Source organism: Pseudaeromonas sp. HNCC25DJ182 (assembly GCF_055413365.1).
The window spans coordinates 1-13,215 of the sequence record NZ_JBVAYG010000023.1 but is presented as its reverse complement, the minus strand read 5'-3'; the positions used below and the strand labels follow the sequence as shown (position 1 = coordinate 13,215).

At 56.2% G+C, this 13,215-nt stretch carries 10 protein-coding genes; 7 read left to right on the top strand and 3 right to left on the bottom strand.

Annotated features, from left to right (window positions below):
* Positions 1–153 precede the first annotated feature (153 nt).
* Positions 154–1,467 carry an acetyl-CoA C-acyltransferase FadI gene (fadI, locus tag ACZYUB_RS15680; protein ID WP_463949183.1) on the top strand — a complete coding sequence of 438 codons (1,314 nt, stop codon included), beginning with the start codon at positions 154–156 and terminating at the stop codon, positions 1,465–1,467.
* Complete coding sequence (fadJ, locus tag ACZYUB_RS15675; RefSeq protein WP_463949182.1) at positions 1,464–3,575, top strand: fatty acid oxidation complex subunit alpha FadJ; 2,112 nt, start codon at positions 1,464–1,466, stop codon at positions 3,573–3,575. The genes fadI and fadJ overlap by 4 nt, the downstream gene beginning before the upstream one ends.
* A 39-nt stretch (positions 3,576–3,614) precedes the next feature.
* On the opposite strand, the gene ACZYUB_RS15670 is transcribed toward fadJ, so the two are convergent.
* Positions 3,615–6,398, bottom strand: coding sequence for an insulinase family protein (locus tag ACZYUB_RS15670; RefSeq protein WP_463949216.1), 2,784 nt, complete (start codon positions 6,396–6,398; stop codon positions 3,615–3,617).
* Positions 6,399–6,563: 165 nt separating this feature from the next.
* Between ACZYUB_RS15670 and sixA the strand changes: the two genes are divergently transcribed.
* On the top strand, positions 6,564–7,031 hold the full coding sequence (gene sixA, locus ACZYUB_RS15665) for a phosphohistidine phosphatase SixA (RefSeq protein WP_463949181.1): 468 nt from the start codon (positions 6,564–6,566) through the stop codon (positions 7,029–7,031).
* Positions 7,032–7,157: 126 nt separating this feature from the next.
* Entirely contained in the window at positions 7,158–7,361 is a 204-nt protein-coding gene (locus tag ACZYUB_RS15660; RefSeq protein WP_460884736.1) for a DUF1107 domain-containing protein, read from the top strand.
* Positions 7,362–7,486: 125 nt separating this feature from the next.
* On the opposite strand, the gene ACZYUB_RS15655 is transcribed toward ACZYUB_RS15660, so the two are convergent.
* Entirely contained in the window at positions 7,487–9,175 is a 1,689-nt protein-coding gene (locus ACZYUB_RS15655; protein ID WP_463949180.1) for an aspartate:alanine antiporter, read from the bottom strand.
* Positions 9,176–9,319: 144 nt separating this feature from the next.
* On the opposite strand from ACZYUB_RS15655, the gene ACZYUB_RS15650 reads away from it, so the two are divergent.
* A complete protein-coding gene (locus tag ACZYUB_RS15650) occupies positions 9,320–10,534 on the top strand; it encodes a methyltransferase (RefSeq protein WP_463949179.1) in 1,215 nt (404 codons plus the stop codon).
* Here the strand turns inward: ACZYUB_RS15650 and smrB are convergent.
* Positions 10,531–11,079 (bottom strand): endonuclease SmrB, encoded by a 549-nt coding sequence (smrB, locus tag ACZYUB_RS15645; RefSeq protein WP_460884739.1) that lies wholly within the window; start codon positions 11,077–11,079, stop codon positions 10,531–10,533. The genes ACZYUB_RS15650 and smrB overlap by 4 nt on opposite strands.
* Positions 11,080–11,144: 65 nt before the next feature.
* Between smrB and prmB the strand changes: the two genes are divergently transcribed.
* Positions 11,145–12,080 (top strand): 50S ribosomal protein L3 N(5)-glutamine methyltransferase, encoded by a 936-nt coding sequence (gene prmB / locus ACZYUB_RS15640; protein WP_463949178.1) that lies wholly within the window; start codon positions 11,145–11,147, stop codon positions 12,078–12,080.
* Between the two features lie 6 nt (positions 12,081–12,086).
* Positions 12,087–13,175 (top strand): chorismate synthase, encoded by a 1,089-nt coding sequence (gene aroC / locus ACZYUB_RS15635; protein ID WP_463949177.1) that lies wholly within the window; start codon positions 12,087–12,089, stop codon positions 13,173–13,175.
* The last annotated feature ends 40 nt before the right edge of the window (positions 13,176–13,215 follow it).

Here is a 13,215-nt window from a genome sequence, read left to right as displayed (position 1 = left end):
AACGACGTTATCTTACTACTGGTCCCGGATAATGGGCAGGCGGCAATTGCGGCAGCGCGTCACATTGTGAGCCAGACTGAATAAGTAGTTGTAAAAATAACGTTAAATCATGGTATGAAAAATGGTCTGACCTCTCTTGAGCAGGAGCACGCTATGGCCCGAGCTTCATGTTTACGTACGGCACAGGGGGAACGGATTGCCCTGGTCGGCGGTTTACGGAGTCCATTTGCCAGACAGGCCTCGGCCTATCTGGGATTACCGGCCGTGGAGTTGGGCCGTCAGGTGGTGGATGAATTGATATGGCGCACGGGGGTGGATCCGGCGGTGGTGGACTTGCTGGTCTTTGGTCAGGTGATCCAGATGCCAGCAGCTCCCAATATTGCTCGCGAAATCGTGCTGGGATCCCAACTGGATGTGGCCACCGATGCTTACAGTGTCAGCCGTGCTTGTGCCACCAGTTTCCAGGCCGTTGCTAACGTGGCTGAAGCCATGCTGGCAGGGCGTTGCCAGGTGGGCATAGCCGGTGGCGCTGATTCTTCGTCGGTGCTACCGGTCGGGGTGACAGCCAAACTGGCCCAAACCCTGTTACTACTGAGCAAGGCTCGTACGATGCCCCAACGCCTGCGATTGATCAGCCAGTTGCGGCTGGCCGATTTCAAACCGGTAGCTCCGGCCGTAGCGGAATACTCGACCGGATTGAGCATGGGACAGAGTGCCGAACAGATGGCGCAGCAACATGGTATCGGCCGTGAAGACCAGGACGCCTTTGCTCATCGCTCCCATACGCTGGCTGCGGCTGCCTGGGAGCGCGGTGATATTGCCGAGGAGGTGGCCCCCATTTTGAGTGGTGGCCGTCATGAGCCCCTGTTGCGCGATAACTGCATTCGCTTTGATTCTGATGAGGCCAGCTATCGACGACTCAAGCCGGTGTTTGATCGCCAATATGGCACTGTGACGGCTGGCAATGCCTCACCGCTGACCGATGGTGCCGCAGCCTTGCTGCTGATGACCGAAACCCGGGCTGCTGCGCTGGGCTTTACTCCGCTGGCTTTCTTGCGCAGCTATGCCTTCGCCGCGTTGCCGGTGCAACAAGACATGCTGCTCGGACCCACCTATGCCATCCCTCTGGCCTTGGCGCGAGGTGGTTGCCAGCTCAGTGACATGACTTTGCTGGAGATGCACGAAGCCTTTGCGGCTCAGGTGCTGTGTAACTTGAAGCTGATGGCGGATGAACGCTTTGCTCGCGACGTGTTACGGCAAGAGCGAGCCGTGGGTGAGGTGGATCCGGAGCGTTTCAATGTGCTGGGTGGCTCCTTGGCCTATGGACATCCGTTTGCCGCGACGGGGGCCCGCATGATTTTACAAACGGTGCGGGAATTGCGACGCCGGGGAGGCGGGCTGGGATTAACCACCGCCTGTGCGGCGGGTGGTTTGGGCGTCGCCATGATCTGGGAGGTTGCAGAATGAGCCAATTTTTCCGTATCGAGGTCGAACCGACCGGCATCATTCATCTGACATTCGATGTGCAGGGGGAAAGCGTCAATACCCTGCAGGCAGCACTGATCCCTGAGTTTGCGGCCTTGTTGATCCGTTGGCAGAGCGATACCAGCATCATGGGCCTGATCATCGACTCGGCCAAACCGGGCAATTTCATCGCCGGTGCCGATATCCATATGCTGGATGGCTGCACCAGTGCCGAACAGGCGCAGCAATTAGCGGCGCAAGGGCAGCAACTGTTCTCTCGCTTGGCTAGCCTGCCGTTCCCGGTCGTCGCCGCCATTGATGGCTCCTGCCTGGGCGGTGGTCTGGAATTAGCCTTGGCGTGCGATTACCGTGTGGTCACCGAGTCGCCGCAAACTCGCCTTGGGTTACCGGAGATCCAGCTCGGACTGATACCGGGTACCGGGGGAACCCAGCGACTGCCGCGCTTGATTGGCTTGCCCAAAGCGCTGGATCTGATGCTAACCGGGCGTCAAATCGATGGTCGAAGCGCTTGCCAGTTGGGGCTTGCCGATGTGCGCGTGGCCGCACCGCTACTGCTACAGGCGGCCACCGACTGGATTGGGAAAGGCAAACGGCGGTCGCGTATGCCCTGGACGCAACGCTTGATGGGCGAGTGTGCACCCCTGCGACGCTGGTTGATGGCTCAAGCCAGCAAGCAAACCCGGGCCAAGACCCGCGGCAATTACCCAGCGGCCGAACAGTTGCTGGCGACGGTGGAAATCGGTCTGGCCCAGGGGATGAGTGCTGGATTGGAGGCGGAAGCCCGAAACTTTGGCCAGCTGGTGCTCTCGGCCGAATCTCAGGCGCTACGGAGCCTATTCCACGCCAGTACGGCGCACAAAAAAGAGAAAGCTTACCAAGGGGCTGAACCCTTCCCGGTGCGACGTGTAGGAGTGCTGGGTGCCGGATTGATGGGGGCCGGGATCGCCCATGTCACCGTGGATAAGGCAAAACTGCCGGTTCGAATCAAGGATACGCACTATGATGCGGTGGATCGGGCCATCAGCCATTCCCGGCAAGCCTTGCAGCGCCAGCTGAGCAAACGGCGGCTCAGTGAGGTCGGCTACCGTGAGCAGTTGGCACGGTTGAGCGGTTGCATTGACTATCGCGGTTTCCAGCGGCTCGATGTGGTGGTGGAGGCGGTGTTTGAAGATCTGGCGCTCAAACGCCAGATGGTTGCCGAGGTGCAGTCTGCCGGTCATGGTGCGACCATTTTTGCCAGCAATACCTCGTCGTTACCGATCCGCCAAATCGCCGAGGGAGCGCCGGATCCGGCCCGTGTGGTGGGGCTGCACTATTTCAGCCCGGTCGAGAAGATGCCGCTGGTGGAGGTCATTCCACACTCGGGAACGGCTCCAGAAGTGGTGGCTACCGTGTTGGCCTTAGCCCGAGCTCAGGGTAAGACGCCGATTGTGGTTCAGGATTGCGCCGGCTTTTATGTCAACCGGATCCTCGCCCCCTACATGAATGAAGCCGTGACTCTGCTGCTGGAAGGCGAGACGATTACCGATATTGATCAGACGCTGCTGGATGCCGGTTTTCCGGTGGGACCGTTGGCCCTACTGGATGAGGTGGGGCTTGATGTAGCCGCGAAGATAGGTCCTATCCTGGTCGAAGCCCATGGTTCGCGTTTCACGCCGAGTCCGGTGTTGGAAACCATGCTCGCGGATGGTCGAAAGGGACGCAAGAGCCAGCAAGGCTTCTACCGCTATCCGGCGCGAGGGAAAAAAATCGCCGACAGCCGGCTCTATGATCTACTCAAGGTCTTGCCGGTGAAGCGTCTGGAAGCATCACTCATCGTCGATCGTTGTCTGCTGTTGATGCTCAACGAAGCCGTGCGATGCCTGGATGATGAGGTAATTGCCTCACCACGGGATGGCGATCTGGCGGCTGTGTACGGGATAGGTTTTCCGCCCTTTACCGGAGGACCTTTCCGCTATCTGGATCAGCGCGGTATGGCATCTGTGGTGATCCGGATGCAGGAGCTGGCGAGTCGGTATGGCGAGCGGTTTGCTCCCTGTGCCGGATTGTTGCGCCGCGCCGAAGCCGGAGAGCCATTTTATCCTCATTAAGACATAACCACCGGGGCTGTGATTGCCCCGGTGGCTAGGTCAGACGTTGCAGAACTTACGACTGTGACGCTGAAATGACTCCAGATCCTCAATCAATTCACCCTCTTGGATCCGGCTGCCATCCTGATGCGGGTCCCCGTAACTGCACAAGATGACCCGATCGGCGCGGCTGCTGCGCAACGAGCGCAAGAACCGAATCATCTCGGCCCGGCTCATGTGGGAAACCGCCTCGGCAACTTTTTCCCGTTGATTAAAGTGGAAGTCCCGACTCCCCACGCTGACCCACAAGCGTTGACTGCGGGTCCGCAGATTGGCGTCCTTCTCCTGTAGCTGACCGAGCAGGCCCTGTTTGCTCTCTTGCCAGGTCTGTTCGGATAACTCCATCAACACCAGATAGAAGTCATCGATAAAGAGTTCGATGGCATCCAGTAACTCCTGCGGACCGGCCACCGGAGATTGAATATACAGGATCAACCCCGGGTGGCGATTGAGCGGTAAATTCCCGGTACCGACGACATAACCGAGCTGCTGGCGAGTCCGCAATTCATGGAAAAACGTCGAAGCCAACAAGTGATTCGCCAGAGTGAAGCAGGCGATATCCCGTGGATGAGACGAAGGGGATTGATAGTAGATGAGCAGTGCCGAATCTTGATGCGCACAGACCAGCTCCCGACGCAGGGTACCGCGCTGGCTGATATCGACCAGGCGACGCCGGGTTTCACGGCTGGGTAGGCTCAGGGGCGTTAATTCTCGTTCCAGCAGCCCTGCGACTTGTCGAACTTCCTCTTCTAACCAATCGCCATGGGCCAGCACCTCCAGATGGACCGCTTTATACAACTGGCGCACAAATTCTGGCAACTCACTGTGGGTGAGCTCGGTGAGGTGGGGGATCAGTTGCTCGATTGGCGGATTGTTGGGTTGCAACACGCAGGTCAGATGGGTGAACAACTGGGAAATCGGCCGCCCCTTGTTCTGGTTTTGCCAGTTCTGCAACAGTTGCTGCTTGATGATATTGAAGCGCAGTGGATCGACGCGGCCAAAGGTCCGATTCTTCAGGATCAGCTCCAACAGGCGGGGCAACCGGCTGCTGAATCCGGACAACTGCAAGGTGAAGCCGCCTTGGTGGGCATAGATGTCGTAACTGAGCCCGGCAACCTCTGCGGGATAGGTCAGTTCATTGAGGTGATCGATCAGCAATTCCACTGTCAGCCGCATCAAGGCGATATGCCGGGCCGAACGTACGGCATGTTCACTGTCGACTGCCACGAACAAGGTTCCCTTCGGTACCGGGTACTCCTGATCATGGAGATGCCAAACGCGCATACCCGCGCGCTCAATCAGGCATTGCGGCACCGGAAAGACAGGATCCACAGCATGGGGCTCCAGGCGATCACAGATGAAGGGATTGGGCTCAGGCAGTGTCAGTTGCCCATCCAGCGGCGCCGGATCACGCCAGCGCCGCAGCCAGGTACTTTCTATCGCTTGTACTCGGTAGGGCGTGTCATACCAGCGGGCTACCCGATCGGTTTTCACATGGGGAGCTGCCAACTGAATACGCATATTATCCGGCGTCAAATAGTCGAGCATGTGATGGATTTGTTCGGCATCGAACTCCTCCATCAGATAGTCTCCGGATACTATGTGTTCCGGGGCATAGTGGTGCATATTCACCGCCAGGTGCGACACGTTGTCGATGGCGCGATTGCCTTCCTGGAAGCGAAAAATGGCATCCAGAACCTGACGTTTTTCCTGGTAGCGCCAGGCTTCGACGCCTTGCTTGCGGATCAGCGCCAGGTAACCGAACAATAATTCGATGATGCTGCCTTCGTGGTGAACCCCTTCCGGGGTCAAGCCAAAGCTGACGCAGAAGTCCTTGAAATTACTCCCACCAACGCCGCTACCGGCGGATAAGGTGTTCACCCAGCCTTGGTGTTTCAACCAGGAATAAAGACTGCCCTTACCCTCGTAGCCCAGCAGGTGACTGATGAAGGTCAGCGGTTTGGTGCGATACAAGGGCTCTATACTGGGCAGGGCAAAACTGACCACCAGCTTCCGGCTTTCGCGTACCGGCTTGATCTCGATCCGGATCCCCATATCTTGCGGTCGATAGAGCGGCGTCTGGATGACATTGTGCGAGATTTCCCGCTCGGGAATGGCTGAAAAATAGGTTTCAACCCACTGCAGTTGTTGCGCGAGGGACGCATTGGATTGCACCACCAGAGTCATGCGATCGGCACTGTAATGCTCATGATAAAACTGGAGCAATTCATTACGGATCGACTCATCCGGTCGATCGCCGAGAGTTTGCCAATTGCCGACCGAAAATTTGGCGAAGGGGTGATCCGGATTGACGGTTTCCTTGTGCACCTGATAGGTCCGGCGGACATCATCCTGCAGTTTGAGCCGAAACTCGGAGTCGATGGCGTTGCGCTCTTTATCGACGAGTTGGGCATCAAAGGTTGGGCAGATAAAAAATTGCGCAAAACGCTGCAACCCCTCGGCAAACCACTCGTGCTGGAGGTCGAAGTAATAGTTGGTAAATTCGGTGCCGGTCCAGGCGTTGTTACTACCGCCGTGCCGATTGATGAATTCCTGATACTCCCCCGGCCGCGGGAAGGTTTCAGTACCGAGGAACAGCATATGTTCCAGAAAATGAGCCATCCCTTGTCGCGCCCCCGGATCATCGAAGTGACCGGTATTGACGGCGAGGGCGGCGGCTGATTTCTCGGTTTTGTGGTCTTCAATCAGCAACACTCGCAGCTGATTGGGCAGGGTCAGGTAACGGTAGGCGCGATGATCATTCGGACTGGTATGCACACGCAGGATTTGATGACCCATGGATACGCTCATTTTATTGATCTACAGGGTTATTATTGACTGGTGCCGACGGGGGCGCAAACCGTTTCTGCGAGAGCCGCCCATTGTGAAGCCAGCGCTAAGCCAGTAAACTCGCGCTGTTTTCTTGTGTCTTTTCTGGGAACCCTATCGATGAAAATCGTGATTATGCGCCACGGCGATGCCGTTATCGGTGCCGATGATGATGCCGCTCGAGCCTTGACTGCTACAGGGCGTCAGCAATCCCGGAATATGGCCAACTGGCTACAGTCACAGCTCCCACAGGTGGATCTGGTGCTGGTGAGTCCATATTTGCGCGCTCAGCAAACCTGGCAAGCCATCAGTGACCTATTCCCGGGCGCCAAGGTCGAAACCGTCGCTGAACTGGTTCCCCATGGCCGCGTCAGCCGTGTGGTGGATGAACTGCTGGCGCTGCAGAATGATATCGGCACTGTGCTGGTGATTAGTCATTTGCCGCTGGTGGGATATCTGGTGGCTGAACTCTGTCCGGTGCAGGTGCCGCCCATGTTTGTCACCTCGGCCATGGTCGCCGTTGAAATCGACAATTCCACGGGAACCTTGCTGTGGCAACAAGCGCCACACTTGCTGAAAAATCTGTGATAGCGGCCAATTAAACGCATTAAATGGCAAAATTTTGCGTTTTTGCAGATTGATATCTCATCCGAACGGAACTTTTCTCGCTAATCTATGCCTAAGATTGCGTGGTACGAGAAAAGGTAAATAACTATGAGAATTTTCAAAAAATACTTGCCGTTCATGATTGCCAAGTACGTGAAAACCTTCTTCAAGGGGCGCATTTATATTCAGGGCCGTGGTGGTTACGAGTTTGATAAGGGGCACTTGGTGATGCCAGCAACGGCCGATCATGTGCACAAAAATACCGTTACCGAGGTGAATTCCACCATTAGCCAACTCTCGAATGCGGCGTAACGAAGCTGGATGAGAGTTTGATAACCACAGATGTGAAAACGGGCTGCCATGGGCAGCCCGTTTTGTTGGTGCTGAACCAACGGCCATCGCCAGGGCTCGAGCATTTGAATTACGTACTTAGCACCTTAGAACCACAGGGCAATGATCAGGGTTCCGGCTAGCGTCAATAGCACGTTGGCCACCGCATAGGTGCCAGCATAGCCTAAGGCGGGGATCGAGCTCCCCGACATGCTGTTCACCACTTCCATGGCCGGTGCCGAGGTCCGTGCTCCGGTGATGGCACCCAGTAACAGCGCCGGATTCATCTTGAGCACATGAATACCGAACAGATAGCCAATGAGTACCGGCAGCATGGCTACCACGGCACCAGCAACCAGCACCAGTAAGCCATTGTCATTCAAATGGCTGATAACACCACCACCTGCTTTGAGTCCTATGCTGGCCATAAACAAGGTCAATCCCAGATCCTTGATAAAGCGCAGCACACCGGATGGGATATAACCCACGGTCGGATGGGTCGAGCCCAGATAGCCCATGAAAATGCCGCCGAGCAGCAAGCCTACGGCATTGCCGAGCCCAAATTGAAAAGGACCGAATACCAGCGAGATACTGCCGATGAGCAGACCACAAACAAAAAAGGTACTAAAGGCCACCAGATCGGAGGCTTGACTGTGAATGCTGATAAAACCTATCCGGCTCGCCAGGCGCTCTACCCGGTGCTTTTCACCACTGATCTGCAGCACATCGCCTTTTTGCAGCATGATGTTACGATCCAGCGGCATCTCGATTTGAGAGCGGACAATACGGTTCAAGAAGCAACCCTTGCCGGTCAGATTGAGCTCTATGAGATACTTACCAACATAGCTGTCGTTTTTGACCACTATCTCTTCGGTCACGATTTGCAGATCCAGCAGATCCCGGTCAAATACCTCTTTGCCGTTGCGGTAACTCAGATCGAGCTTCTCGTGGCTTTCGGGATAGCCGAGCAGGGCAATATCGTCACCTTCCTGGATCACGGTATTACCATCCGGGCTGGCGGCGACAATGCCATTGCGGCGCAGGCGCTCCACATAGCAGCCGGTATGGGGATAAATACCGGTTTCGCGCAGCGTCCGTCCGCCAATCCACTCCGCCAATTCGGTTCCGACCCGATAGGCGCGAATGATCGGCAAGTAGGTCTTGCGGCCGTATTGATCGGAAAGACCTCGCTCGCGGGCAATCTTATGGGCCTCTTCACACAAGTCGAGCTTGAACAGCCCCGGGAGATAGCGCACCACCAGCATCAACCCGAGCAAGCCAATCATATAGGTGAGGGCATAACCGACGCTCATGTTGTCGAGGAGCTGACTGATGCTGGTATTGTGCGGAATATTCAGATAGCCACTCTGCAGACTGTCTTGCGCACCAACCAGCGCCGGAGTGGAGGTCAGTGCGCCGGCTAGAATACCGGCGGCCAAGCCTGGTCCCAGATCAAATAATTTTGCCAGTCCGAACGTCAATAACAGGGCTGAGGCGAGAATGACTAATGCCAGGCTGATATAACGCAGTCCGTCGCGCAAAAAGACGCTGAAAAAATGGGGGCCAGCTTCAATGCCAACGGCAAAGATAAAGAGCATAAACGCAATGTTGCCGGCACTACCGGTCAGGCTGAAACCCAATTGGCCAAATAATAAGGCGGTAAACAGCACACCTATGGTATTGCCGATCTGAAATGAGCCAATGCGCAGTTTACCGACCAGCAGACCGATCCCGAGCACCACAAAGATCAGCAAAACCTCATTCATGTGGAGCATGTTGGTTATATCAATGGTCATGGAATAGTAATTTTCTAGCCGAAAGTCTCAATATTATGCTACTTGGCAACATAATAAAGAAGTGTTGCATGCAACTGGTGATCAGCCGTTCAGCTCGATAGACTGGCCAACCTTTGGCTATGCCTGCAAGCGGGAAGTAAATAGATGCTCTATCGCCGTTTTGAAGCCCTGGATCAGCTGCTGACTCGTTATCAGCCATTCTGGCAATGTCAGCCGTTTCATTGGCGTGACAACTGTTGGCGTGAGGGCGCTCCAGAGCTGGCGACATGTCTTGATCAGTTATCGCCTGAGCAAGTGTTTGCGCTGGAGACCGATCCGACTGCCTTGAGAGCGCTGCTGGCGCCCTGGTTTCCAGATCTTGGATCCTTGTCCGCGCTTTGTACCCTGCCATTGAACTCGAAAATTCCCGAGCCGGTGCCCGAGGTGTTGGGCAACTATATTCCTGGACGCAAATGGCAGCAGTTGCGCCATTTTGCTGCTGCGCTGCCCGGCGTGCGTGGCCCCGTACTGGAGTGGTGTGCGGGGAAGGGGCATTTGGGACGTCTGCTGGGTTTTCAGTCGAAGCAATCGGTCCTCAGTCTGGAGTGGCAGTCCGAACTCTGCGATGCCGGCCAACGGTTGGCCAAGCGCGCTAAGGTGGCGATGGAATTTGTCTGTGCCGATGCTTTTTCGGCGGAGGCAAGGGATTTTATCCGTCCAGAGCAACATGCGGTTGCCTTGCATGCCTGTGGCGCCTTGCATATGCGTTTGCTCGAGGCGGCGAGCCAGCAGCAGACTCGAGCGTTGAGTATTTCCCCTTGTTGTTATCATCTGATTGAAGGCTTGAACTATCAGCCGATGTCGGACGCAGGAAAGAATAGTCCGCTGCAGCTGACGACCCAGGATCTGCGCATGACAGTGCAAGAGACCGTCACCGCAGGGCAGCGCGTGCGGCGTCTGCGGCAGATTGAGCTCACCTGGCGGCTGGGTTTTGATCTGCTGCAGCGGGATATTCGCGGGGTTGATGAGTATCTGCCGGTCCCTAATCTGCAGAAAAGCTGGCTATCGGGAACCTTTAGCGAGTTTGTCGGCTGGGCGCTTTCGGCCAAGGGTTTGCGCTTGCCTCAGGGGATGACGGCCGAGCGAGTTGCCCGTTACGAGCAAGCTGGTGCCGAGCGGCTGCCAGTGATGGCAAGGATGGAGCTGGTGCGGCATCTGTTCCGGCGCCCCCTCGAACTCTGGCTGGTACTGGATCGGGCGTTGTTTTTACAAGAGCAAGGCTATCAGGTGGAACTCAGTCAATTTTGTGGCCGGGAGTTGACGCCGCGGAACATTCTCATCCATGCGGAGAAGGTTAGCGACGCCATGAATGCAGGTTAACGTTTGAAAGAGGCTGCCGCCGCGTCGCTTTGCTCAATCAGCACCAGCAAGGCGGCATCACCGCCCCATTCCCGCGGCGCCTGATGAAAGGCTTCAACCAGAGGATGTTGGGCTAACCAGAGCGGCACCTTTTGTTTGAGCACATTCTTGCCATGGCCGTGCATGACGCAAGCACAGCGGATCTGCTGGCGGCGGCAGGCCTCCAGTAGGGCGGCGATCTCCAACTTGGCTTGTTGCTGGGAGAGGCCATGCAGATCCAGCAGCATGTCGGGGTAGTAATCACCACGACGGAGTCGTTTGACCTCGAAGCTGGAGACATCGCTGCGCACATAGCGCATCGGTCCCTCTTCGCTGAGGTGAGGAACAAATTCATCGGAAAAGTAATGGCTTACCCCCAGGGTTTCACGGACTTCACGCTGCAACGCTTTCTGCTTGACCGTCCTGTGGGTGGGACTTATGGTATCCTGCCTAATTTGGCGGGTACCCGCCACGGCCTCGCGGAACAGCGCCAGATCCTGTTCATCGAGATCGGTATTTTTCTTCATTAATCAGGTATCTGCACTTTGTAGTGGGATAAGTATCCCGAATTCTACTCGACCCGGAGGCGGTTTTGGAAAAGATTATCATCGATGAGGCGGTCAGTGAGCTGCGTACCGTCAACGACATGATGCGCTGGGCGGTCAGTCAGTTTAATGGAGCGGGCTTGTTTTATGGTCATGGCACCGACAATGCCTGGGATGAATCGGTGCAACTGATTTTACCGACCCTGCATCTGCCGCCCTATATCAGCGAAGAGATCCGCACCGCGCGTCTGACGCGAGCCGAGCGCCAGCAAGTGGCCGAATTGGTGGCTCGTCGGGTGGAAGAGCGGATCCCGGCGGCCTATCTGACCAACAAAGCTTGGTTCTGTGGTCTGGAATTTTATGTCGATGAGCGGGTGATTGTACCGCGCTCACCGATTGGTGAGTTGATTGGTAAGCGCTTTGCGCCCTGGCTGAACCATGAGCCGCTGCGGGTGATGGATTTGTGTACCGGCTCTGGCTGTATCGCCATCGCGCTGGCACAAGCCTTTCCCGAGGCGGAAGTCGATGCTATCGATATCTCCCCGGATGCGCTGGATGTCACCCAGATCAATATCGAGATGTATGGGTTAGAGCAGCAAGTGGTGCCGATGGCTTCCGATCTGATGAACGATCTGCCTGCAGGTCTGACGTATGATCTGATTGTCTCTAATCCGCCCTATGTCGATGCGGACGATATGTTTGATCTGCCGGATGAGTTTCGGCATGAGCCGGAGTTGGCGTTGGCTGCAGGAGAGGATGGTTTGGTCCTGGCCAAGCGGATCCTGGCAACCGCCGGGGATCGCTTGAGTGAGCACGGCGTGCTGGTGGTGGAGGTGGGCAATAGCTATGTCCACTTGCAGGCTCAGTACCCGGATGTTCCCTTCACCTGGGTGGAGTTTGAGCAAGGTGGCCATGGGGTTTTTGTAATGACCAAGGCGCAACTGGATGCTTGTAGCGACCAGTTCGCCGCGTACAGGAGTTAAGGATTTATGGCAGGGAATAGCTTGGGTCAACTCTTTCGCGTGACGACCTTTGGCGAGAGTCACGGACTGGCGTTGGGCGCCATCGTGGATGGTTGCCCACCAGGATTGGAATTGAGCGTCGAGGATCTACAGCATGATCTGGATCGCCGGAAGCCTGGGACTTCGCGTTTTACCACCCAGCGCCGCGAGCCGGATGAGGTCAAGATCCTCTCCGGCGTTTTTGAAGGCAAAACCACCGGAACCTCCATCGGTCTGTTGATTGAAAATACCGATCAACGCTCCAAGGATTACTCCGAAATTCAGGACTTGTTTCGTCCGGGCCACGCCGATTACACCTATCACCAGAAATATGGGGTGCGGGATTACCGGGGCGGGGGGCGCTCTTCAGCGCGGGAAACGGCGATGCGGGTGGCCGCAGGTGCCATTGCCAAGAAGTATCTGAAACAGGCCTACGGCATTGAAATTTACGGTTTTTTGACCCAACTCGGTCCGATCAAGGCTGAGCGCCATGAGCGAGACATCATAGAAACGAATCCCTTTTTCTTCGCTGATCCGGACAAGCTGGAGGCGCTGGATGAATTCATGCGCGAGTTGAAGAAAGAGGGCAACTCGATTGGTGCACGCTTGCAGGTGGTGGCCAAACAGGTGCCGGTTGGTTTGGGTGAGCCGGTGTTTGATCGTCTGGATGCGGATATCGCCCATGCGCTGATGGGCATCAACGCGGTAAAAGGGGTCGAGATCGGAGATGGTTTCGCTGTCGTAGAGCAACGGGGCTCCGAGCATAGAGACGAGATGCGCCCGGAAGGCTTCAGCAGTAATCATGCTGGCGGGATCTTGGGCGGGATCAGCTCTGGTCAGGATATTGTGGCCACGATTGCGCTCAAACCCACTTCCAGTATCACTGTGCCTGGCAAGACCATTGATACTCAGGGTAATCCAGTGGAGATGATCACCAAGGGACGTCATGATCCCTGTGTCGGGATCCGTGCCGTTCCGATTGCCGAGGCGATGCTGGCACTGGTGCTGATGGACCATCTGATGCGCCACCGGGCACAGAATCCTCATGTGGTCACGACCACTCCGCACTTGATTTGATCCAGAGTCGTTGATCGACACTTGCTGTTATCGAGAGAAA

Bases quoted from the DNA above. Each gene is read 5' to 3' on its own strand.
- fadI (WP_463949183.1), top strand. From the start codon at position 154: ATGGCCCGAGCTTCATGTTTACGTACGGCACAGGGGGAACGGATTGCC.
- fadJ (WP_463949182.1), top strand. From the start codon at position 1,464: ATGAGCCAATTTTTCCGTATCGAGGTCGAACCGACCGGCATCATTCAT.
- sixA (WP_463949181.1), top strand. From the start codon at position 6,564: ATGAAAATCGTGATTATGCGCCACGGCGATGCCGTTATCGGTGCCGAT.
- ACZYUB_RS15660 (WP_460884736.1), top strand. From the start codon at position 7,158: ATGAGAATTTTCAAAAAATACTTGCCGTTCATGATTGCCAAGTACGTG.
- ACZYUB_RS15655 (WP_463949180.1), bottom strand. From the start codon at position 9,175: ATGACCATTGATATAACCAACATGCTCCACATGAATGAGGTTTTGCTG.
- ACZYUB_RS15650 (WP_463949179.1), top strand. From the start codon at position 9,320: ATGCTCTATCGCCGTTTTGAAGCCCTGGATCAGCTGCTGACTCGTTAT.
- smrB (WP_460884739.1), bottom strand. From the start codon at position 11,079: ATGAAGAAAAATACCGATCTCGATGAACAGGATCTGGCGCTGTTCCGC.
- aroC (WP_463949177.1), top strand. From the start codon at position 12,087: ATGGCAGGGAATAGCTTGGGTCAACTCTTTCGCGTGACGACCTTTGGC.